This window comes from Novosphingobium sp. (genome assembly GCF_031417815.1).
Classification (GTDB): Bacteria; Pseudomonadota; Alphaproteobacteria; order Sphingomonadales; family Sphingomonadaceae; genus Novosphingobium.
The window spans coordinates 38,776-59,302 of record NZ_JANOWI010000010.1 but is presented as its reverse complement, the minus strand read 5'-3'; the positions used below and the strand labels follow the sequence as shown (position 1 = coordinate 59,302).

The window sequence follows — 20,527 nt, the reverse complement described above, 5'->3', positions numbered from 1 at the left end:
AACAAACGCGGTTGAACCAAAATCCGGTTTAGCTCAAAGCCGCTCCGGCATCTGCTGGCTGGCGCAGTGGAAACTGCCCCCGCCCGCGAGCACTGCATCGGCCATGATCCCGACCACGTCGCGGGTCGGGAACAAGTCAGCGATCGCAGCCACCCCGGCGGCATCGTGGGCCGTGCCATAGATCGGCACCACCACGAGTTTGGTCGTGATCGCGAAATTCATGTAGCTGGCGGGTTCGATCCGCCCGTCCGATTCCACCCGGCCCGGTGAAGGCACTTCGCACACTTGCACCCCGAATGCCTCGGCGCGCGCCTTGGCATCGGCGTAGATCGCCGCGTTGGGATCATCCGCCCCGGTCGCGCGGGGCAGTGCCAGCACGCCCGGCGCGACAAACCGCGCGATGTTGTCGACGTGGCCATCGGTGTGATCACCCACCAGCCCGTCACCCAGCCACAGCACCCGGTCAAAGCCGAGGTCGCGCTGCAACCGCGCCTCGATATCGCCGCGCGACAGGTGCGGATTGCGGTTGGAGTTGAGCAGGCACTGCTCGGTTGTGGCGACCAGCCCCGTGCCATCAGGGTCGAGCGCGCCGCCTTCCAGCACCCAGTCCGCCGTTTGAGCCGTCAGCCCGGCGCTTGCCGCCAGCTCTGCGCCGATCTCCTGATCACCGTCCATCAGGTATTTACCGCCCCAGCCGTTGAAGCCGAACCGCTGGCCCACTTGCTGGCCATCACGCTCCACCACCAGCGGCCCGGTATCACGCAGCCAGACATCACCGTAGCGCCGCATTTCGAGCGTCACCGCCGAGGAACACAAAGCCTCCGCCCGCGCCCGGTTGGCCGCATCACGCACCACCAGCCGCACCTCTTGCCCGCTATCCGCCACCGCGCTGGCAAACTCGGCAATCTGCTCCTGCGCACGGCCCAGAAACCCCGGCCATTCTTCGGCGAGGTGCGGGAAACCTACCCACAGCCAGCGCTGCGGGTGCCATTCGGGCGGCATGAATGTCATGGCTATTTCCCGCCGGCCCGGCTGCGATCACGCACCGCACGGAATTCGTCGCCCTTGTGCCAGTTGGGCCAATCACTGCCCATGGCGAGCATCCGGCCGAGCAGGTAATAGAGCTGCACCTGCTGCTGCGCGCCCGACCAATCCCAGGCGGGATCAAACTGGTCGCTGGGCTGGTGATAGCGGTGCTGGACATAATCCTCAGCTGCCGCTTCGCCAGCTGCCTTCCCGCCGGTGATCCAGTCAGAGCCGCGGCTAACCGCGAACATCGGCACGCCCAGCTTGGCGAAACTGAAGTGATCGCTGCGGTAATAGCCCCCGCGTTCGGGGTGTTGCTCGGGGGTCAGGTAGAAGCCCATCTGCTTCATCGCGGCGCCCAGATAGCGGGTCAGTTCGTTCTTGTCGCCGCCCGCCATGCTCACGTCGCGGCTGGGGCTGCCCGGGCCGACCCCGTCCATATTGACCCCGCCAACCGTGCGCGCGAGCGGATAGACCGGGTGTTCGGCATAATACTTCGACCCCAGCAGCCCCGATTCCTCCAGCGTCACCGCCAGAAATACCTGGCTGCGCGCGGCCGGGCCGGCCTTGACGTTGGCTTCGGCCAGCGCCGCAAGCGCGGCGACGCCGGTGGCATTGTCGATCGCGCCGTTGCAGATGTCATCGCCGCTGGCATCAGGCGTGCAGCGGCCGAGGTGATCCCAGTGCGCGGTATAGAGCACATAGTCATTCGGGCGGGTCTTGCCCGGCTGGATCCCGATCACGTTGCGCGATACGCCCTTGGTGATCTTGTTGTCGAACGCCAGGCTGGCCGTGGCCGAAAGCGGCACCGGCTTGAAGCCCTTGCGCTTGGCCTTGGCGCTCAGCGCGGCCAGATCCTGTCCCGCTGCGCTGAAAATCGCTTCGGCCACCGGCTTCTGGATCCAGCCGTTGGCCTGCGTCTGGCTCATCCCGTTATCGGCGCTCTGGATATAGAGCTGCGGGCCGGTCCAGCTGGAATTGACCACTTGCCAGCCGTAAGCCGCGGGGAAGGTATCGTGGACAATCAGCACACCCGCCGCGCCCTGCCGGGCGGCTTCTTCATACTTGTAGGTCCAGCGCCCGTAATAGGTCATCCGGCGGCCCTTGAAGAGGCCCTGTTCGGTGGCCTGCTCATAGTCGGGATCATTGACCAGCACGACCGCGATCTTGCCCTTCATGTCGAGCCCGGCATAATCGTTCCAGCCCAGCTCGGGCGCGTTGATCCCGTATCCGACGAAGACCAGCGGGGCGTCGCTGATTTCGGTGCGCGGCACCGCGCGGTAGCTGGCGACGACCATGTCCTTGCCGAAATCGAACTGCAGCATCTTGTCACCGGCCATGACATGCAGACCCGATGCATGCTGCGCCTCGATCTCCGCCGTGGGTACCTCTTGCAGCCAGCTGCCGTTGTTGCCTGGCTTGAGCCCGGCGGCCTGAAAGCGCTTGATGATGTAGGTGATCGTCAGGTCTTCGGCGCGGGTGGCCGGGCCGCGGCCTTCGTAGCGGTCGCTCGACAATTCCTGGGTGACCCCGCGCAAAGTGTCGATGGAGATTTCCGGCACCACCACTTTGGGGATCGGGCTGAATGCGCTGCGCAGCGGCTTGGCGGCAACAGCAGCGCCCAGCACCAAGGCAGCGGCGGCCGCCACAAGTGCGATACGGCGGGTCGGTTTGGCGATCATGACGGGCAAGCCTCATGCAAAGGGACAATCGCACGACAGTGGCAAAGCACACGCCCACGCGCAAGGCGGCATCCGACGAACCGCTTGATCGCGCAGGCGCAGCAGGGCATCGCCGCTCCATGACCCGTCCCGACTGGACCAATGCCCTGGCCCGCGCCCGCGCGCATGCCCCCTTCCTGGCCGCGGGGCTGGAACGGCTGCCTGATCTGGCGGCGCTGCTTGTTACTGGCGAGGAGCAGGCGGCGCTTGGCTGGGCGAGGGCCGCAGGGGCTGCCTGCGAGGACACCGGTGTGGCGCTGCGCCGCGAAAAGCGGGCTCTGGCGCTGGCGCTGGCTGTCGGCGATCTGGCAGGTGCCTTCCCGCTGGCCCGCGTGGTCGGCGAACTATCCACCTTTGCCGACCGCGCGCTGGACCGGGCGATCGCCGCCGCAATCCGTGAACGGGTCGCGGATTGCGAGCCCGCCGGGTTCACCGCGCTGGCGCTGGGCAAGCACGGCGCGCAGGAGCTCAACTACAGCTCGGACATCGACCCGATCCTGCTTTATGATCCCGCGAAGCTGCCGCGCCGCAGCCGTGATGAACCCGGCGAAGCCGCCCAGCGGATCGCCCGCAAGCTGGTCGAACTGATGAGCCACGTCACGCACGAAGGCTATGTCTTCCGGATCGACCTGCGCCTCAGGCCCGCCAGCGAAGTCACCCCGCTGGCGATCCCGTTCGAAGGCGCGCTGAGCCACTATGAAAGCTCGGCACTGGCGTGGGAACGCGCCGCCTTTATCCGCGCCCGGTCCTGCGCCGGCGATATTGCCGCAGGCGAAGCGTTCCTGGCAGCGATCCGGCCGTTCGTGTGGCGCAAGAGCCTCGATTTCGGGGCGATCAATGAAATCGGGCGGTTGACCCAGCGGATCCGCGCCAATCATTCCGGGCCCAGCCGCCCTGGCCCGGGCTTCAATATCAAGCAGGGCCGCGGCGGGATCCGCGAGATCGAATTCTTCGCCCAGACGCATCAGCTGATCCACGGCGGGCGTCACCCTTCGGTGCGGCTGCGCGGCACCCGCGCCAGCCTTGACGCCTTGGCCGCCGAAGGGCTGATCGAACCCGGCGATGCCCAGGTTCTCGGCGAAAACTATGACCGGCTGCGCACGATCGAGCACCGGTTGCAGATGATGGCGGACCAGCAGACCCACAGCCTGCCGACAGATCCGGTTGCGCTCGATCATGTTGCGCAGCTCGATGGCCTGGCCGATGGCGCGGCGCTGGTAAGTGAACTGGCGGCGATCACCGAGGCAGTCGGGCAACGCTATGACCGGCTGATCGAACAGCACGGCGGCGAAGCTGCGGAAACCCGGGTTGCGGCACGCGGCGGGGGCGCGCTTGAGGCAGAGCTGGAGCGGCTGGACTATCCCGATCCGGCTGAGCTTGAGGCGCGGATCCAGGGCTGGCGCGCGGGCAAGGTGCGGGCGCTGCGCAGCGAACCGGCGCGCGCCGCGTTCGACGGGATCCTCGTGCCCTTGCTCGAAGCCTTCGCCCATGCGCCCGAACCGATGCGGGCGCTGCTCAGGTGGGAGGAACTGCTGGCGGGGCTACCCAGCGCGATCAACCTGTTCCGCCTGCTCGAAGCGCGCCCCGCCCTGCTGGCGCTGCTCGCCCGCATCCTTGGCCTGGCCCCGCCGCTGGCCGATGCACTGGCGCGGCGCAGCGATCTGCTCGATCCGCTGATCGATGCCAGCGCGTTCGATCTGCCGGGGCCCGTCAAGGCGCTGGTCGAACAATTTGCGCACGGCGAGGCGGACGACGATTACGAACAGACGCTGGGCCGGGTGCGCCGCCGGGTTGGCGAACTGCGCTTCAAGCTGGGCGTCCAGCTGATCGAAGGATCGCGCGATCCGCTCGAGCTGGGCGAAGCGCTGTCACGCGTGGCCGAAGCCGCGCTGGCGGTGCTGGCGCGCGCGGCAACGGCGGAATTCGAGAAAGTCCACGGCCGCATTGCCGGCTGCGACATGGTGGTGCTCGGGCTTGGGCGGCTCGGCGGCGGGGCGCTGACCCATGCGTCAGACCTCGATCTGGTGTTCCTGTTCAGCGGCGAGCACACCCGCGAAAGCGATGGGCCGCGCCCGCTGGGTGCCACGCTGTACTTCAACCGCCTGGCCCAGCGAGTGATCGCCGCGCTTTCGGTGCCGACCGCAGAAGGCGCGCTGTACGAGGTTGATACGCGCCTGCGGCCGTCGGGTGCGCAAGGGCCGATCGCGGTCAGCTTCGCTGCCTTTGCCCGCTATCAGCGCGAAAGCGCCTGGACCTGGGAGCACATGGCGCTGGCCCGGGCCCGGCCGCTGTTCGGTCCTGCTACCGCCATGAAAGACCTGCGCGCAATCATCACCGGCGTGCTGGCGGCCCCGCGCGATCTGGTGAAGCTCAAGGCCGATGTCCTGTCGATGCGCGCCGAAATGGCGCACCACAAGCCCGCCAGGGGCCCGCTCGACATCAAGCTGACGCGCGGCGGGCTGGTCGATGTCGAATTCATCACACATTACCTGCAGCTAAGCAGCGGTACGGCGCTGACCCCGTCGATCCGCAACGCGCTGGCCGGGCTGGCCAAAGCTGGTCTGTTGGCACCAGAGATCGTCGCCGCGCATGCGGCGATGAGCCGTTTCCTGATTGCCTCGCGGCTGCTCGCGCCCGATGCCGAAGCGCCGCCGCCTGCCGCGCGCACAGTACTTGCCAGCGCCTGCCAATGCGGCGATTGGCAAGCGGTACTGGCGCTACTGGCCGAATCGCGGCGCACGGTCGCGGCGGCCTGGCAGGCGGTGTTTGGCGAAGAACTGGAGGTTTGAGGTGATGAGCAGCTTTCCCGGCGTGGGCGACCCGCTTCCCGATGTGGCACTGACGCTGAGCGATGGCAGCACTATTCGGCCCGGCGACTATGCCGGGCAGAAGCTGGTGCTGTTCTTCTACCCCAAAGACGATACCCCCGGCTGCACCACCGAGAACCAGGACTTTTCTGCGCTGGCCGGGGATTTTGCCCAGGCCGGGGCCGCGCTGCTCGGGATCAGCAAGGACCCGCCCAAGAAGCATCTCAAATTCATCGAAAAATACGCCCTTGCCGCGCCGCTGGCCAGCGATGCCGAAACGGATGGGCTATCTGATGCACTGGGGATCTGGACCGAAAAGTCGATGTATGGCCGCACCTATATGGGCATGGTCCGTTCGACCTATCTGGTCGGCGCAGATAGCCGAATTGCACGGGTGTGGAGCCCGGTGAAAGTCAAGGGCCACGCCGCGGACGTGCTGGAGGCAGCAAAGGCATTGTGAAGGCGCGCCAGCCATGGTCCTCCCCATTTGCGGCGTTCGCCGAAAATGGAGAGGATCTGGCCTTGATCGCGCCAGCCCGCGCAATATGTGCGGTGCGCGGATCCTCGAACGAATCCTTGACGACGAAATCAGGCTTGTCCGGTTCAGATCAACGCATTTCGTCGCGCTGGCCGAATCCCGTGGCGAATCCCCGGAAATCCTTTGGAAAACATTGGTCGCGCGCCATTTCGGAGGCACCGTTAAGCCGCCGTTCAACGACTCAACCCGCCTCAGTGCCGGTTTACCGCGCAGTTTCCATGCCGGGGTTGCAAGTTAACTTTTACCCCGGCAAGCACCCCTCCAGAGACGGCGGGGGGGAATTCCGACCATCTCAACGCATACCGCGACCAGTTGTTCCAACTGTCGCAAATTCGGTTCGCACGGTCCTACGAGGCCGTAAAAAACAAGGTAGTGTTTGGTGGTCGCGATTTCGTTCCTAGCCAAGTTTCGTGGTGTGGCAGCCCTGATAATCGCCGCGGTGAGCATGGCTTCGGCCAATCCCGCGCTGGCCAACAGCGCTGCTGCCAGCGCCGATGTCACCGCACCGCTGCGCGCTGCCCAGGACAGCCGCCCTTCGGCTGCTGGTGGCGATCCCGAATTCCAGCAACTGTTCACCGGCTGGAAATCGGCCGATGATGGCCAACTGGTTCAGACCCGCAGCACTGGCCCCAGCACGATGGTTGCGCCCAGCTATCGCCCGACCAGCGTTTCGATCCCGTCGCGCATGCCGGTCAACGGCGCGACGCTGACCAGCGGCTATGGCATGCGCTTCCACCCGGTGATCGGCGGCCGCCGCCAGCACAAGGGCATCGATCTTGCCATGCCCACCGGCACCCCGGTCTATGCTACGGCCGATGGCGTGATCAGCAAGGCTGACCGGTTCTCAAGCTATGGCCTGTTCATCTCGATCGAGCATGGCGGCAACATCCAGACCCGTTATGGCCACCTCTCGCGGCTCAATGTCGCTGCCGGCCAGACCGTCAAGAAGGGTGACCTGATCGGCTATGTCGGTTCGACCGGCCGTTCGACCGGACCGCACCTGCACTATGAAGTGCGCATCGCCGGCGCTGCCGTGAACCCGGTTCCGTACCTGCAGGGCGGGGCCAAGCCGCCGGCGGCTACCGGTACCCAGCTGGCAATCGGCGGTCCTGACAGCGACGATTGATCGCTTCGGACCTGAGAAATTCCAAAAGGGCGATGGGCAACCATCGTCCTTTTTGTTTGTTTTGGTGCCGTGAACGCGTTCGCCAATGACGAATCCCGTTGCGCGCTTTAATCGATCGATTAAACCGATTTGCGAAGACGGCCGTAGCGGCTGCGACGGAGAGAGAAATGCATCCCAGCATCCACGCCCGAGGCCATCCCGATAAGCCCGCGATCATCATGGCGGGCAGCGGCGAGGTGGTGACCTATGCCGAGCTTGACCGTCGTTCGAACCAGGTGGCGCAGCTGCTGCGCGCGCGCGGCGTGGGGATCGGTGATACCGTGGCGCTGTGCCTTGAAAACCACCCGTGGTTCTTCTGCCTGGCCTGGGGTTTCCAGCGCGCCGGGGTGCACTATGTCGGCATTTCGAGCCGCCTGACTGCGCCCGAGATCGCCTATATCCTTGAAGACAGCGGCGCGAAACTGCTGTTCTCGTCGGCTTATCTCGCCCCGACGATGGACGAAGTTGCCGCGCTGGCACCGCAGGTCCCGCAATTGCGCTTTGGCCGGGATGCCGAAACCACAATCGGGGCGATGCCCGCTGACCCGATCGCCGATGAGCGCGCCGGGGTGGATATGCTCTATTCCTCGGGTACCACCGGGCGGCCCAAGGGGGTCAAGATCCCGCTGCCAGTCGATCCGGCGATCGACCAGACCAATGTCCTGGTCCAGCTCGCGATGATGGCTTACGGGATCAATGAGGACGCGGTTTATCTGTCCCCTGCCCCGCTCTATCACGCCGCGCCGCTGCGCTGGTCGATGACCGTGCACAAGATCGGCGGCACCGTGGTGGTGATGGAACGCTTCGATCCCGAAGCCGCTTTGGCGGCGATCGAGAAATACAGGATCACCGACAGCCAGTTCGTGCCGACGCATTTCGTGCGGATGCTCAAGCTGCCTCAGGAGGTACGCGACAAGTACAATGTCTCGACGCTCAAATGCGCGATCCACGCCGCCGCGCCGTGCCCGGTGCCGGTCAAGCAGGCGATGATCGCATGGTGGGGTCCGGTGTTGTATGAGTACTACGCCGGTACCGAAGGCAACGGATCGACCTTCATCACCAGCCAGGAATGGCTGACCAAGCCTGGCTCGGTTGGCAAGGCGCTGTCAGGGATTCTGCACATCTGCGACGAAGAGGGTGACGAAGTGCCGGCCGGCAGCGAAGGCCAGGTGTTTTTCGAACCAACCGAAGGGATGGTTCCGTTCGAATACCACAATGATCCCGGCAAAACCGCCGACGCCAAGAACAAGTACGGCTGGTCGAGCCTGGGCGATGTCGGGTACATGGACGCAGACGGCTATCTGTTCCTGACCGACCGCAAGAGCTTCATGATCATTTCGGGCGGGGTCAACATCTACCCGCAGGAGATCGAAAACCTGCTGATCACCCATCCCAAGGTGGCCGATGCCGCGGTGATCGGCGCGCCCGATCCGGATATGGGCGAGCGTGTGGTGGCGGTGGTCCAGCCGATGGACATGGGCGAAGCAACCAGCGAACTCTCTGACGAATTGCTGGCCTATCTTGGGCCGCAGCTCAGCCGGGTGAAAATGCCGCGCCAGATCGATTTTCGCGAACAGTTGCCGCGTGAACTGACCGGCAAGCTCTACAAGCGGTTGCTGCGCGACGAATACAAGGAAGCCTACGAAAAGGCTCAGGCAGGAGATAATTCATGACCGGCCCCGTTGCCTCTCCCGCCGATGCCGAAGCGGTGCTCGATCCCAAGCACTATGCCGCATGGGACCCGCTGCTCGATGTGTTCGACCGGCTGCGCGCGGACACCCCGGTGGTGCGGATCGAAAGCCCGGGGGGCGAATTTGACCCGTTCTGGCTGCTGACCCGCTATGACGATGCGATGCGGGTGTCGAAGGACAACGCCCACTTCCTCAATGCCCCGCGCGCGACCGTCTTCACCACCAAGGAAGGCGAGGCACTGGCCCGCGATGTCACCGCCAAGCAGGGTGACGAAAGTCCCAATCTGGTCTCCTCGCTGGTCGCGCTCGATGCACCCAAACATCCCAAATTGCGCCGTCTGACGCAGGACTGGTTCATGCCCAAGAACCTGCGCAACATCGAAGCCGCGATCCGCGAGCTTGCGGTAAAGACCGCCGACCGGTTTGTCGCGGCGTCGAATGGCGGCGAAGATATCGTCGATTTCGTGCCCCTGGTCGCCGCGCCCTATCCGCTGCACGTCGTGATGCAAATCCTTGGCGTGCCCGAGGAAGACGAAGCCAAGATGCTGTTCCTGACCCAGCAGATGTTCGGCGGACAGGATGAGGACCTTTCGAAAAGCGGCATGGCGCAGATGACACCCGAGATCATCAGCCAGATCGTGTTCGGCGCGGTGGCCGAATTCGAGACCTATTTCGAAGGCCTTGCCGCGCAGCGCCGCGCCAACCCGACCGACGACGTGGCAACGATTCTGGCCACGGCGATGGTCGACGGCGAACCGATCACCGCGCGCGACCGGGCCGGCTATTACATCATTGTCGCCGCCGCCGGGCACGATACCACCAGCGCATCGACCGCCGGCGCGATGCTGGCGCTGGCCCAGGACCCGCAGCAGTTCGCCCGCGTGAAGGCCGATCGCAGCCTGGTGCCCGGGATTGTCGAGGAAGCGATCCGCTGGACCAGCCCGGTCCAGCACTTCATGCGCACCGCCACCGAAGATGCCGCGTTCGGCGATGTAACGATCAAGGCCGGAGACTGGCTGATGATCAACTATGTCGCCGCCAACCACGATCCGGCGCAGTTCGACAATCCGCGCAAATTCGACGCGGCGCGCGAAGCGAACCGGCATCTCGCCTTTGGCGCCGGCGCGCACCAATGTCTGGGCCTCCACCTCGCAAGGCTCGAAATGCGGCTGTTGTTCGAAGCCTTGCTCGACCGGATCGACAGCGTTGAACTGGCCGGTGAATACAAGCGCGCCAAAAGCACCTTCGTCGGCGGGCTCAAGACCTTGCCGCTGCGAATCACAGGGCACTGAGGGCTTGTCAGTGCAAAGTCTTAGTGGCACCATTGTAAAAGGTCGCTAAAACAGGGAAGCATCGGTGTCGCAGCAACACCAGATCAACGTGCGGTTTTATCCGCCACCAGAAGACTTGCGCGGGTACTTCACGACCTTCTACGTCACCGAGATCGATCCCGGGGAGGATGGCGTCCTGCACGACAGCCTCCACCCCGAATGGGCCGGGATGCGCTTCTTTTCGCCCACCGGGCCGAACGCCTGGACCGATGCGGGACAGCGGCTTGAAGGCGTCCGTTTTCTCACGCAAGGCCCCAGTTCGCACCCGATCCATTTTGCCATGCCCAAGTCGCGGCTGTGGGGTTTCGGGTTTTTGCCGCTGGGTTGGGCCAAATTCGTCCGTCTGCCAGCCGCCGAGTTCGCCAATCACATCTGCGACGGGGCGGTGAAGCCCGAATGCGCGCCGTTCCGGCCGCTGGCAGCAGCGCTGTTTGACGGCGCGCCCGATGAAGCCGCCGAATTGCAGCGGATCATTGATTTCTTCCGCGATTTCCCGGCGAAAGATCCACTCGATTGGAAGCGCATCGTGGCGATCCATTCGGCGCTGGTCGATCCGCAGGTATCCACGGTGCAGCAACTGGTCGCGCGGGTTGCCGCCAGCCAGCGCACGGTTGAACGGATCAGCTACAAGCATTTCGGATTTTCGCCCAAGCTGCTGCTGCGCCGCCAGCGGTTCATGCGCAGTCTGGCGCACTTCATGCTCGATCCGACACTCAAATGGATCGGGGCGATGGATTCGCATTATCACGACCAGGCCCAGTTCGTGCGCGACTTTCGCGAATTCATGGGCGTCAGCCCGCGCGAGTATTCCTCGCGCCCGCACCCGGTGCTCGAACGCTTCACGCAAGAGCGCAACAAGGCGCTCGCCTCGGCCGTGCAAACGCTCGACATGCCGGGCGGCACCGGCAACAAGGCGGCCTGAGCGCCGCGCCTTACGAACCTTTTGCATGGATATTGGCAAGTGGCGCGGCTAAAGGCCGTGCCGTCGGCCCAATTGCCAAGGTGGAATTTCAGACAGTGGATTATGCAGCTACCCGTGAAGAGGCGCTGGCACGCGTTGCCGGGGCGCAAGATTTGGGCACGCTGGAGGTTTTGCGGGTCGCGTTTCTGGGCAAAGCAGGATCGATTTCAAGCCTCCTGAAAACGCTGGGCGGCATGTCAGCGGACGAACGCCAGACGGTCGGCCCGCAGATCCATGCCTTGCGCGAAGGGGTGAGCGACGCCCTCGCCGCGCGCAAAGCCGCGCTTGAAAGCGCCGCAATGGAAACTCAGCTGGCGCGCGAAACGCTCGACCTGTCGCTCCCCGCGCCCGAAATGCCGCGCGGCAGCGTTCACCCGGTCAGCCAGGTGATGGACGAACTGGCCGAGATCTTCGCCGATCTCGGCTTCGCGGTCGCCACCGGGCCCGAGATCGAGGACGATTGGCACAATTTCACCGCGCTCAACATTCCCGAAAGCCATCCGGCGCGGGCGATGCATGATACTTTCTATTTCCCCGACCAGATGGCGCAGCACGGGCAGAAGATGCTGCTCCGCACCCACACCAGCCCGGTCCAAATCCGCGCGATGATTGCCGATGGCGCACCGATCCGGATCATCGCTCCGGGCCGGGTCTATCGCAGCGATAGCGACGCCACGCACACCCCGATGTTCCACCAGATCGAAGGACTGGTGATCGACAAGCAGATCCACCTCGGCCACCTTAAATGGACGCTGGAGACCTTCCTGGGGGCCTTCTTCGAACGCGACGATATCGTGCTGCGGCTGCGCCCGAGCTACTTCCCGTTCACCGAGCCTTCGGTCGAAGTCGATGTCGGCTTTGCGCTGGTGAACGGCAAACGTGTGCTGGGCGGCAGCGGCGATGCACCCGGCCACGGCTGGATGGAGCTGCTGGGCAGCGGCATGGTGAACCGCAAGGTGATCGAAGCCAGCGGACTCGATCCTGATGTGTGGCAGGGCTTTGCCTTTGGCGTCGGGGTCGACCGGCTGGCCATGCTCAAATACGGGATGGACGATCTGCGCGCCTTCTTCGATGGCGATGTGCGCTGGCTGCAGCACTACGGTTTCTCGCCGCTTGATGTGCCGACGCTGTCGGGCGGCGTGGGGGTGCGGGTATGAAATTCTCGCTCACCTGGCTGAAAGACCACCTCGAAACCGAGACTTCGGTCGCGGACATTTCCGCCAAGCTCAATGCCATCGGGCTTGAGGTTGAAGGGATCGAGAACCCGGCGGACAAGCTGGCGGGGTTCAAGGTGGCGCGTGTGCTTACCGCGAGCCCCCATCCCAATGCCGACAAGCTGCAAGTTCTGAGTGTCGACGCCGGTGAGGCCGAGCCGCTGCAGGTCGTCTGTGGCGCGCCCAATGCTCGCGCCGGGATGATCGGCGTGCTGGGTATGGCCGGGGCGATCGTGCCCGGCGGCGGCTTCGAGCTTAAAAAGAGCGCGATCCGCGGGGTCGAATCAAACGGCATGATGTGTTCGGTGCGCGAGCTGGAGCTGGGCGAGGAGCACGACGGGATCATCGAACTGCCAGCCGATGCCCCGGTCGGCATGGCCTTTGCCGATTACCACGGCAGCGATCCGGTGTTCGACGTGGCGATCACCCCCAACCGCCCCGATTGCATGGGCGTTTACGGGATCGCGCGCGATCTCGCCGCGGCGGGGCTGGGCATGCTGAAGCCGATTGCAGCGCAGGCGGTGCGGGGCAGCTTCCCCTGCCCCTTGCCGATCCGCACTGATGATCCCGAAGGCTGCCCGGCGTTCTATGGCCGCGTTATCAAGGGCGTGAAGAACGGCGCCTCGCCGCAGTGGCTGCAAGACCGGCTGATCAGCGCCGGTCAGCGCCCGATTTCGGCGCTGGTCGACATCACCAACTACGTGATGCTGGCCTATGGCCGCCCGGCGCACGCCTATGACCTTGCCCGGCTGCGCGGCGCAGTTTTCGCGCGCCACGCGCATGATGGCGAAACCTGCCTGGCGCTCAACGGCAAACTCTACACGCTCACCAGCGACATGACCGTGATCGCCGATGATAACGGCGTGCACGACATCGCCGGAATTATGGGCGGCGCGCATTCGGGCTGCAGCGACACCACCACCGATGTGCTGCTCGAAGTGGCCTATTTCGATCCGGAACGCATCGGCAATACCGGCCGCGCGCTGAACCTGACATCGGACGCGCGCCAGCGGTTTGAACGCGGGGCCGATCCGGCGTTCCTCGATGCGGGACTGGCGATCCTGACCGACCTGATCATCGGCATTTGCGGCGGCGAACCCAGCGAAGTGGTGCGCGCCGGAACACCGCCGACGGCGCCCAAGCTGGTCAAATACAATCCCGCCCTGGCCGAGACGCTGGGCGGGGTGGCGATCCCCGATGCGCAGCAGCGCGCGACGCTGTCCGCGCTGGGCTTTGCCAGCGATGCGGGCTGGACCGTGACAGTGCCGAGCTGGCGCCCGGATGTGGATGGCGCACCCGACATCGTCGAGGAAGTCGTCCGTATCCACGGCCTCGACAATGTCGCGTCGGTCGCGCTGCCGCGCGCTGAAGGCGTGGCCCGGCCCACCGCGACGCCCGAACAGCAGCAGGAGCGCAAGCTGCGCCGTGCGGCGGCCGCGCTGGGGCTTAACGAAGCGATCACCTGGTCGTTCATTTCCGAAACCGAGGCCGAGGCTGTGGGCGGCGGCAGCTGGGTGCTGCAGAACCCGATCAGCGAGGACATGAAAGTCATGCGCCCCTCGCTGCTCCCTGGGCTGCTGGCAGCGGTGCAGCGCAACCTCGATCGCGGGGCCAGCGTCGTGCGGCTGTTCGAGATCGGGCGGCGCTATCTGGCGGACGGCGAGCATCCAACGCTGGTCTTGGTGCTGGCCGGCGATAAGGCCCCGCGCCAATGGCACAGCGGCAAGGCCCAGGCGTTTGACGCGTTCGATGCCAAAGCCATGTGCCTTGAACTGCTACGCGAAGCTGGCGCGCCGGTCGATAATCTGATGGTGATGGGTGATGCTGGCAACGTCTATCACCCTGGCCAGTCAGCCACGCTGCGGCTTGGTCCCAAGACGGTGCTGGCGAGCTTTGGCATGGTCCACCCCGCGACGCTGAAAATGTTCGACATTGATGGTCCGGTGGCAGTTGCAGGGATCCATCTTGACGCGATCCCGGTGAAGAAGGCGGCGGATTTCGCCCGCAGCGCCTATGCCCCGCCCGCATTGCAGGCGGTGACGCGTGATTTCGCGTTCCTGGTCGATAAGGCCCTGCCCGCAGGCGATCTGGTGCGCGCGGTCAAGGGCTGCGACAAGGTCAACGTGGCCGCGGTGCGGCTGTTCGACCGCTTCGAAATGCCCGACGGCAAACTCTCGCTGGCGATCGAAGTGACGCTGCAACCGGGCGAAAAAAGCTATGACGAGGCCGAGCTTAAGGCAATCGCCGAGCGGGTGACCGGCGCAGCGGCCAAGCTTGGCGCGGTGCTGCGGGGATGACGGTCAGGCAGCGGGCCAGGCGCAACTGGATCATCGGCATTGCCGGGGCCGTGATCGGCGCAGTGCTGATCGCGATCCGCAATCCGCAGGTGCTGGCCGGCAATGTGGGGCAGCTTCTGATCTTCGGGCTGACTTGCTGGCTGTTCTCGCTGATGCCCCCGAAATGGACGGCAATCATTTTCGGTTCGATCGCTGCAGCCCTGACTTATATCGGGTACAGCGCGATGCAGAGCAGCTCTGACGGTCAGGCCATGGCCGGGGTCATGTTCATGCTGATCGGCATTCAAACCGCCATGGCAACCGTTGTGGCAGTCGCCGGCAATCTGCTGCTAGACCGATTTGGCAAGACTGCGGAAACCGGCTAGCCCGCGCCGCACTGGCCGCGGTGGAGCAGCTTGTGATCGGCCAGCACCAGCGCCATCATCGCTTCAACCACCGGCACGCCCCTGATCCCCACGCAGGGATCATGGCGGCCCTTGGTGCGGATTTCGGTCGCCTGGCCGTCGCGGTCGATCGTTTCGACCGGCGTCAGGATCGAGCTGGTCGGCTTGAACGCGACGCGCACCTTGACCGGCTGGCCGGTTGAAATCCCGCCCGCGATCCCGCCGGCGTGGTTGGCGGTGAACACCGGGCTGTCGTTTCCGGGCCGCATCGGATCAGCGTTGCCCTCGCCAGTCAGCCGCGCGGCGGCAAAGCCATCGCCGATTTCCACGCCCTTGACCGCGTTGATCCCCATCATCGCTGCGGCCAGATCGGCATCGAGTTTGGCATAGAGCGGCGCGCCCCACCCGGCGGGCACGCCGCTGGCGAGGCATTCGACCACCGCGCCGACCGAACTACCCGCCAGTCGCGCATCATCGACGATCTTCTCCCAGCGCAACGCGGCCTTGGCATCAGGACAGAAGAACGGGTTGTTGCCGATTTCTGCGGCGTCGAAATTGGCCAGATCGATCGCATCGCCGCCGATTTCCGAAACATAGCCCAGGATCGCAACTTCGGGGATCACCAGCCGCGCCACCGCGCCTGCCGCGACGCGCGAGGCGGTTTCGCGCGCGGAACTGCGCCCGCCGCCGCGATAGTCGCGAAAACCGTACTTGGCGTCATAGGCATAGTCAGCGTGGCCCGGGCGATAGGCCTTGGCGACCTCGGAATAGTCCTTGCTGCGCTGGTCGACATTTTCGATCATGAGGCTGATCGGGGTGCCGGTGGTCTTGCCTTCAAACACCCCCGAAAGGATCCGCACCGCATCGGGTTCCTGCCGTTGGGTGGTGAACTTCGATTGCCCGGGCCGCCGCGCATCGAGGAACGGCTGGAGGACCGCTTCGCTGATCTCCAGCCCCGGTGGGCAACCATCCACCACCGCGCCGATAGCCGGCCCGTGGCTTTCGCCCCAGGTGGTGAAACGCAGCAGACGGCCAAAGGTGTTGACGGACATCTGGGGGCTTTGGCCAAAATCATCGCTTTACGCAAGCACCACCCCCAACCCCCCGCCTCTGAACAGGAGGGGGCCTTGTGCAGCGGGGATGGCGCCCCCTGCTCTCCAGAGGCGTGCGTTGGGGGGTGGTGCTGCGGCAAAGGCCAAGCTAGGAACCCATTCCATGTTCCTCGTCGTCTTCCGCAACCGCAAGCGCACCGACATCGATGGCGCGGCCTATGGTGCCGATGCGCAGCGCATGGAGGACCGCGCGCGCGCGCAACCGGGCTTCCTTTCGTTCAAGAGCTACACGGCGGATGACGGCGAGGTGATCGCGCTGTCAGAGTGGCGCAGTGCCGAGGCCGCACGGGCCTGGGGCAGCCAGCCTGACCATGCCCGCACCCAGGCGCGCGGGCGGACGGACTACTATCAGGATTACACGCTCTTCACCTGCGAAAATCCGCGCACCCACCGCTTCGAAAGGCCCGGTGAATGACCCTGATCCTCTATGGCATTCCCAACTGCGACACCGTGAAGAGAGCGCGGACATGGCTTGAAGTGCGCGGGCTGTCCTGCGCATTTCACGACTACAAGAAGGCCGGAGCCGATCCGGCCAGGCTTGCCGCCTGGGCATCGGCAGCAGGCTGGGAAAAGGTGCTCAACCGCGCCGGGACCACGTTCCGCAAGCTGCCCGATGCCGACCGGGAAGACCTTGATCACGCCAAAGCGGTCGCGCTGATGGCCGCTAACCCCAGCGCAATCCGCCGCCCCATCGTCGAGTTCCCCGGCGGCCTGTTGATCGGATTCAAGCCCGATGAATGGGAAGCAGCGCTGTGATGGTGCTGGAATCCGCCCTGCTCGACAAGCTCGAATGGGTCGCCGCCGGGTTCGGCGTGATCAACATCGCGCTGCTGATTTTCCGCATCCACTGGAACTACCTGTTCGGGCTGATCATGGTGGCGCTGTATTTTTTCGTATTCTGGGAAAAGGCACTGTTTGCCGAAGCGGTGCTGCAGGTGTTCTTCGTCTTCGCGCAGATCTGGGGCTGGCGGCTGTGGCTTCGGCTGGAAGGCGATGATACCCAGGTTCCGGTGCGCTGGCTTGACTGGCACAGCCGGATCGTCTGGCTCACCGCGCTCAGCGCCATTGCGATCAATCTCAGCGCGCTGATGGCCAAATACACCACCGCCTCTGCCCCGTTCGTTGATACGCCGATCGCGGTTTTCAGCGTGGGCGCGCAAATCCTGCTGGCCTATCGCCGGATCGAGAACTGGATCCTGTGGATCGTGATCGATCTGGTCTCGATCGCGCTTTACATCTACCGCGATCTTGAACCCACGGCCGGTCTGTACGGCGGGTTTATGGTCCTGTCGCTGCTGGGCCTGCAGCAATGGATTACAGCTGAGCGGAGCGCGCGCGGCGCATGATCACGGTCTGTTTCCACGGTGCGGAAAGCACCGGCAAATCGGTGCTCGCGGACAAGCTGAGCCACGCGCTTGGCGCAACCTGTGTGCCCGAATACGGCCGCACCTATTGCGAGGAACGCGGCACCGATCTGGACATGGCCGATCTCCTGGCGATTGCCGAGGGTCAGGCCACGGCGGAGCAGGCCGCCAAGGCCAGCAAGCCACAGCTGCTGATCCTTGATACCGACCAGTTGATGACTGCGGCATGGGCGCAGATGCTGTTTGGCGAGGTTCCGGATGCCTTGATGCGCTATCCCAAGGCCGATCTCTATCTGCTGTTCGCGACCGACGTGCCGTGGGTAGATGATGGCACACGCTTTTTCGGCAAGGGCCCGCTGCGCAGCCGCTTTGCCGCTCTGGCCGAGGACATGCTGGTGCGCGCCGGGGTGCCGTTTCGCCGGATCACCGGTTCGTGGGCCGAGCGCGAGGATCAGGCCCGCGCTGCAATTGCCGCGCTTACGCAAAAGACCGGGGCTTGACCCGGCGACGTTTCACGGGTTCGTTGCTGCGCAGTTGGGGGGATATCGATGGATTTCGTCAAGGCGCTGGTGCCCGGGGCCGTGCTGACCTTCGTGGTCTGCGCCTTGCTGGGCGCGGGGCATTCCGATGGCGGCTGGCTGGGTATCCAGCATCATTACATCCTGGGGCATGGGCTGTTCTGGTCATGGGTGATGTTCACGATCGGCACCGGACTTTCGTGGATGCTGATTGCGATTACGCCGAAGTAGCCGTGACGATGTAATTGAGCGCCAGGTCGTCTGACAGGTGCAAGCCTTTGCCCGGGGACCAGGCGATGCCGCCCGGCGTGCCCATAGCCAGCCCGGCTTCGGCCAGCAGCGCGCCAAGTTCATCGGGCGTGATGAAATCATCCCAGTGGTGCGTGCCGCGCGGGATCAGGCCGAACCGTTCCGCACCTTCGACCATCAGAAGGCGCGATGCGGCGGTGCGGTTGGGGGTCGACAGCACCATCAGCCCGCCCGGCGCCAGCGCTGGCTTGAGCGCGGCCACGAACGCTGCCTTGTCAGCGACATGCTCGATCACTTCCAGCGCGGTGACCAGATCGAACCGGCCCAGCCCCAATTCGGCAAGATCGCCGTGCCGATAGGCGATTTCCAACCCCGCGCCGCGGGCGTGTGCGGCGGCGACGGTTATGTTTTCCGCGGCTGCATCGACCCCGGTAACCTCGCCGCCAAGCCGGGCAAGCGGTTCGCACAAGAGCCCCGCGCCGCAGCCGACATCGAGCGCAGTCTTGCCCGCCAGCGGCCTTACCCCGCGCGAATCGCCCCGCCAATGGGCATCGATTGCTGCGCGCACAAAGCCCAGCCGTACCGGGTTGAGGCGGTGGAGCATGGCGGATGAGCCCTTGGGATCCCACCAATCGGCGGCCAGCCGCCCGAAATGTGCCGCTTCATCGGCGCGAATGGTTGCATTAGACATGCACCCTTCCTAACAGGACGCCCGCCCGGACGCGAGTGCCGGGTTGGCCAGATGGAGCATTCGCCGTGGGGCGCATCGTGATGAAATTCGGCGGCACGTCGATGGCCGGGTCCGAACGGATCCGCCGGGTCGCCAATATCGTGCGCCGCCAGCAGGCTGCCGGGCACCAGGTGGCCGTGGTGGTCTCGGCCATGGCGGGCGAAACCGACCGGCTTGTCGGGTTCTGCCGCGAAGCCAATCCGCTGTACGATCCGGCCGAATACGATGTGGTGGTCGCCGCGGGCGAGCAGGTTACCGCGGGGCTTCTCGCTCTCACCCTCCAGGCGCTGGGCTGCCAGGCGCGTTCGTGGCTGGGCTGGCAATTGCCGATTCTGACCGACGACGCCCACGCCAAGGCGCGGATCGAGGCGCTCGACAGCGAAGCCCTGCTGGCCAGCATGGCGGCGGGCGAAGTGGCGGTGATCCCCGGTTTTCAGGGTCTGTCCCCCGCTGGCCGGATCACCACGCTGGGTCGCGGCGGATCGGACACTTCGGCCGTCGCCGTGGCCGCCGCAATCGGCGCGGACCGCTGCGATATCTACACCGATGTCGACGGGGTCTACACCACCGATCCCCGGATCGTGGCCAAAGCCCGCAAGCTCAAATACGTGACCTACGAGGAAATGCTCGAACTGGCCTCGGTCGGCTCCAAAGTGCTGCAGACCCGTTCGGTCAGCCTGGCGATGAAAGAAGGGGTGCGCGTCCAGGTGCTCTCCAGCTTTATCGACGAGGATAGCCCGCTCGCCGATGAAATCCCCGGCACCATGATCGTCAGCGACGATGAACTTGCCAAAATTCAAGAGGATTTGGATATGGAACGCCAGCTGATCACCGGCATTGCCGCCGACAAGAACGAAGCCAAGGTGATCCTGACCCGCGTGCCCGACCGGCCCGGCGCGGTGGCGACGATCTTCGGTCCTTTGGCCGCAGCCAATATCAACGTCGACATGATCATCCAGAACGTCGGCCGCGACAAGGGCGAGACCGACGTGACCTTCACCGTGCCCGCCGCCGATCTGCTGCGCGCGCAGACCCTGCTGGAAGCGCAGAAGGACGCGATCGGCTACAACCGGATCATCACCGACAGCAAGGTCGCCAAGATCAGCGTTGTCGGCGTGGGCATGAAAAGCCACGCCGGGGTGGCTGCCACCATGTTCCGCGCGCTGGCCGATCGCGGCATCAACATCCAGGCAATCAGCACCAGCGAAATCAAGGTTTCGGTGCTGATCGACGAGGACGAGACCGAACTCGCCGTGCGGGTACTGCACACCGCTTATGGCATGGACGCAGCGAGCGAAGCGGGCTGAGCACGCAAACGAAGTTGACACAGTTGACACTGAGTCCGCTTCTTCCAACAGCCCTTGAACCGTGCAATTCAGAGGTTCTCGGGCCAATACTCCGGTTATCTTGCCATCGGGAT

The 20,527-nt window shown here is 64.8% G+C and carries 20 protein-coding genes; 16 read left to right on the top strand and 4 right to left on the bottom strand.

All coding sequences use genetic code 11. The features are described from left to right. Window positions 1–33: 33 nt before the first annotated feature. Both RMN99_RS02295 and RMN99_RS02290 read right to left on the bottom strand, forming a co-directional pair. Window positions 34–1,011 (bottom strand): agmatine deiminase family protein, encoded by a 978-nt coding sequence (locus tag RMN99_RS02295; protein ID WP_309621674.1) that lies wholly within the window; start codon window positions 1,009–1,011, stop codon window positions 34–36. Window positions 1,012–1,013: 2 nt separating this feature from the next. Next, window positions 1,014–2,708 carry a M28 family metallopeptidase gene (locus tag RMN99_RS02290; RefSeq protein ID WP_309621748.1) on the bottom strand — a complete coding sequence of 565 codons (1,695 nt, stop codon included), beginning with the start codon at window positions 2,706–2,708 and terminating at the stop codon, window positions 1,014–1,016. 119 nt (window positions 2,709–2,827) lie between these two features. Between RMN99_RS02290 and RMN99_RS02285 the strand changes: the two genes are divergently transcribed. The 10 genes from RMN99_RS02285 to RMN99_RS02240 all read left to right on the top strand — a co-directional run bounded on the left by RMN99_RS02285 (window position 2,828) and on the right by RMN99_RS02240 (window position 15,116). Continuing rightward, on the top strand, window positions 2,828–5,536 hold the full coding sequence (locus tag RMN99_RS02285) for a bifunctional [glutamine synthetase] adenylyltransferase/[glutamine synthetase]-adenylyl-L-tyrosine phosphorylase (RefSeq protein ID WP_309621673.1): 2,709 nt from the start codon (window positions 2,828–2,830) through the stop codon (window positions 5,534–5,536). A 4-nt stretch (window positions 5,537–5,540) separates the two neighbouring features. Then, complete coding sequence (locus tag RMN99_RS02280) at window positions 5,541–6,014, top strand: peroxiredoxin (RefSeq protein WP_309621672.1); 474 nt, start codon at window positions 5,541–5,543, stop codon at window positions 6,012–6,014. A gap of 13 nt (window positions 6,015–6,027) precedes the next feature. Then, window positions 6,028–6,330, top strand: a complete 303-nt coding sequence (locus RMN99_RS02275) for a DUF455 family protein (RefSeq protein WP_309621671.1) — start codon at window positions 6,028–6,030, stop codon at window positions 6,328–6,330. Between the two features lie 177 nt (window positions 6,331–6,507). Then, a complete protein-coding gene (locus tag RMN99_RS02270) occupies window positions 6,508–7,218 on the top strand; it encodes a M23 family metallopeptidase (RefSeq protein ID WP_309621670.1) in 711 nt (236 codons plus the stop codon). A gap of 167 nt (window positions 7,219–7,385) precedes the next feature. Then, entirely contained in the window at window positions 7,386–8,930 is a 1,545-nt protein-coding gene (locus RMN99_RS02265; protein ID WP_309621669.1) for an acyl-CoA synthetase, read from the top strand. Continuing rightward, the gene (locus RMN99_RS02260) at window positions 8,927–10,240 is read left to right on the top strand and encodes a cytochrome P450 (protein ID WP_309621668.1); all 1,314 of its coding nucleotides are present in this window, start codon (window positions 8,927–8,929) and stop codon (window positions 10,238–10,240) included. Before RMN99_RS02265 ends, RMN99_RS02260 begins: the two co-directional genes overlap by 4 nt. Before the next feature lie 64 nt (window positions 10,241–10,304). Further along, the gene (locus tag RMN99_RS02255; RefSeq protein WP_309621667.1) at window positions 10,305–11,201 is read left to right on the top strand and encodes a helix-turn-helix domain-containing protein; all 897 of its coding nucleotides are present in this window, start codon (window positions 10,305–10,307) and stop codon (window positions 11,199–11,201) included. Between the two features lie 95 nt (window positions 11,202–11,296). Further along, the gene (gene pheS, locus RMN99_RS02250; protein ID WP_309621666.1) at window positions 11,297–12,397 is read left to right on the top strand and encodes a phenylalanine--tRNA ligase subunit alpha; all 1,101 of its coding nucleotides are present in this window, start codon (window positions 11,297–11,299) and stop codon (window positions 12,395–12,397) included. Continuing rightward, the gene (pheT, locus tag RMN99_RS02245; protein WP_309621665.1) at window positions 12,394–14,751 is read left to right on the top strand and encodes a phenylalanine--tRNA ligase subunit beta; all 2,358 of its coding nucleotides are present in this window, start codon (window positions 12,394–12,396) and stop codon (window positions 14,749–14,751) included. Before pheS ends, pheT begins: the two co-directional genes overlap by 4 nt. After that, window positions 14,748–15,116 carry a hypothetical protein gene (locus RMN99_RS02240; RefSeq protein WP_309621664.1) on the top strand — a complete coding sequence of 123 codons (369 nt, stop codon included), beginning with the start codon at window positions 14,748–14,750 and terminating at the stop codon, window positions 15,114–15,116. The genes pheT and RMN99_RS02240 overlap by 4 nt, the downstream gene beginning before the upstream one ends. On the opposite strand, the gene aroC is transcribed toward RMN99_RS02240, so the two are convergent. Continuing rightward, window positions 15,113–16,186, bottom strand: a complete 1,074-nt coding sequence (gene aroC / locus RMN99_RS02235; protein WP_309621663.1) for a chorismate synthase — start codon at window positions 16,184–16,186, stop codon at window positions 15,113–15,115. The two genes, RMN99_RS02240 and aroC, sit on opposite strands and share 4 nt — an antisense overlap. A gap of 163 nt (window positions 16,187–16,349) precedes the next feature. Between aroC and RMN99_RS02230 the strand changes: the two genes are divergently transcribed. Genes RMN99_RS02230 through RMN99_RS02210 form a run of 5 tightly spaced genes read left to right on the top strand, consistent with a single transcriptional unit; the run spans window position 16,350 to window position 18,359 of the window. Continuing rightward, window positions 16,350–16,661: an antibiotic biosynthesis monooxygenase gene (locus tag RMN99_RS02230; RefSeq protein WP_309621662.1), complete on the top strand. Its 312-nt coding sequence runs from the start codon at window positions 16,350–16,352 to the stop codon at window positions 16,659–16,661. Continuing rightward, window positions 16,658–17,002 carry an arsenate reductase gene (locus RMN99_RS02225; protein ID WP_309621661.1) on the top strand — a complete coding sequence of 115 codons (345 nt, stop codon included), beginning with the start codon at window positions 16,658–16,660 and terminating at the stop codon, window positions 17,000–17,002. Before RMN99_RS02230 ends, RMN99_RS02225 begins: the two co-directional genes overlap by 4 nt. Beyond that, window positions 16,984–17,592: a nicotinamide riboside transporter PnuC gene (gene pnuC, locus RMN99_RS02220; protein ID WP_309621660.1), complete on the top strand. Its 609-nt coding sequence runs from the start codon at window positions 16,984–16,986 to the stop codon at window positions 17,590–17,592. The genes RMN99_RS02225 and pnuC overlap by 19 nt, the downstream gene beginning before the upstream one ends. Continuing rightward, complete coding sequence (locus RMN99_RS02215) at window positions 17,589–18,110, top strand: ATP-binding protein (protein ID WP_309621659.1); 522 nt, start codon at window positions 17,589–17,591, stop codon at window positions 18,108–18,110. Before pnuC ends, RMN99_RS02215 begins: the two co-directional genes overlap by 4 nt. Before the next feature lie 48 nt (window positions 18,111–18,158). Next, on the top strand, window positions 18,159–18,359 hold the full coding sequence (locus RMN99_RS02210) for a hypothetical protein (RefSeq protein WP_309621658.1): 201 nt from the start codon (window positions 18,159–18,161) through the stop codon (window positions 18,357–18,359). Here the strand turns inward: RMN99_RS02210 and ubiG are convergent. Continuing rightward, on the bottom strand, window positions 18,346–19,068 hold the full coding sequence (ubiG, locus tag RMN99_RS02205) for a bifunctional 2-polyprenyl-6-hydroxyphenol methylase/3-demethylubiquinol 3-O-methyltransferase UbiG (RefSeq protein ID WP_309621657.1): 723 nt from the start codon (window positions 19,066–19,068) through the stop codon (window positions 18,346–18,348). The two genes, RMN99_RS02210 and ubiG, sit on opposite strands and share 14 nt — an antisense overlap. Before the next feature lie 65 nt (window positions 19,069–19,133). Between ubiG and RMN99_RS02200 the strand changes: the two genes are divergently transcribed. After that, a complete protein-coding gene (locus RMN99_RS02200) occupies window positions 19,134–20,414 on the top strand; it encodes an aspartate kinase (RefSeq protein ID WP_409035223.1) in 1,281 nt (426 codons plus the stop codon). Window positions 20,415–20,527: the final 113 nt, after the last annotated feature.